We start from the raw sequence: 1,654 nt of genomic DNA on the forward strand, positions 1-1,654 counted from the left end.
GCACGTCGGTGACGTCTCTGGCGGTCTCCGTGATGTCGGCGGCCTGCCGCGCCGCCCCGATGACCGTCCGCGCGTACGTCCGGCTCTGGTCGTCCGGTAGCGAGTCCTCGAGCAGTTCGGTGTACGACGTGACGACCATCAGCTGATTCCGGATGTCGTGGCGCACGACTTGGTTGAGCAGCATGAGGGTGTCTCGCTGCTCTTCGAGCGTCTGCTCGTACCGCTTGAGGTCGGTGACGTCGCGGGCGTATCCCAGAACGGCGTCTTCACCCGTTTCCGGCACCCTGTAGGGGATCTTCACCGTCTGGAGGATGCGCGTTTCGCCGTCCGCCGTCGTCAACGTCTCCTCGCCGACGTTCTTCGGTTCCCCGGACTCGATCACCTCCAAGTCGTCCTGCCGGAACGCCGCGGAGTCGTCGGCGTCCGGGATGATCTCGCCTTCGGACTTCCCCTCGACCTCGTCCGGCGTCAGTCCGTACGCCGCGGCCGTCGCCTCGTTCGCCAGGAGATACTCGCCATCGCGGTTCTTCACGAACACCAGGTCCGGCACGAGGTCGATGACTGTCCGTAGCTCCTCGCGCGTCGACTCAAGGGCCATCTCGTACCGCTTCCGCTCGGTGATGTCTTGAAACAGTCCGAGCGCGCCGACGACCTCCCCCGCGTCGTCGAACTGCGGATCGCCGACCGCCCTGACCCACCGGGTTCGTCCGGTCGCCGTGACGATCCGCAGTTCGAGGTCGTACGACTCGCCCTCCTCCGTCAGCCGCTCGAACGCCCGTTCGATCGCGTCCCGGTCGTCCGGGTGATAGAACTCTATTCCGTCTTCTAGTTCCACCGTCTCGTCGGCCGGCACCTCGTGGATCCGGTACACCTCGTCGCTCCACGTGAGCGACTCGTTGACCAGGTCGACCTCCCACCAACCGATCGACGCGCTCTCTTGGGTGCGCTCGATGAGGGCTTGCGTGCGCTCCAGCTCCGCCTCTCGCCGCTTCTGGTCGTCGATGTCGAGGTGGATTCCGACGGCCCGAACTGGCTCCCCGTCGTCGTCGCGCTCGACGACCCTTCCGACGTCGCGGATCCACTTCCACTCGTCCGCCGCGGTTCGCATCCGGTGTTCCGTGTCGTAGTACTCCGTCTCGCCCGCCATGTGTTCAGACAGGGCGTCTTCGACCGCTGCGAGGTCGTCGGGATGGACACGGCGTTCCCACGCGACGAGGTGCGGCTCGATCTCGTCGGACGAGTGACCCAGCATCTCCGCCCACTGATCGTTGAACTCGACCTCGTCAGTGGTCATGTCCCAGTCCCAGACGCCGATCTGCGCGCCCTCGACCGCGAGTTTGAGTCGGTCTTTGATCTGCTGGAGGGTTCGCTCCCGCTCTCTCTGTTCGGTGATGTCGGTCGAAACCCCACACACTCCCCGGATCGATCCCTCCTCATCGTATACGGGAGACTTCCGCGTCAGTCGAACGCTCTCCCCGGCGGGCGTCGGAACCGTCTCCTCGATCTCGATCTGCTCACCGCCTTCGATCACTCTGCGGTCGTCCGCTCGGGCCTGCGCCGCGACGGCCTCCGGAAAGAGGTCCTCGTCGGTCATTCCGACGGGGTCCTCGTCGATGTCGAACACGTCGCGGAAGTATCGCGTCCGAGCCTGCTC

The 1,654-nt window shown here is 65.5% G+C and carries 1 protein-coding gene; it reads right to left on the bottom strand.

The window, feature by feature from the left end; genetic code table 11:
• The coding region (locus tag EXE44_RS16670) for a PAS domain-containing protein (RefSeq protein ID WP_137717961.1) at positions 1 to 1,654 on the bottom strand (1,654 nt) is incomplete at both ends.

Origin of the sequence: Halorubrum sp. SS7 (genome assembly GCF_005435055.1) — an archaeon.
Classification (GTDB): domain Archaea; phylum Halobacteriota; class Halobacteria; order Halobacteriales; family Haloferacaceae; genus Halorubrum; species Halorubrum salinarum.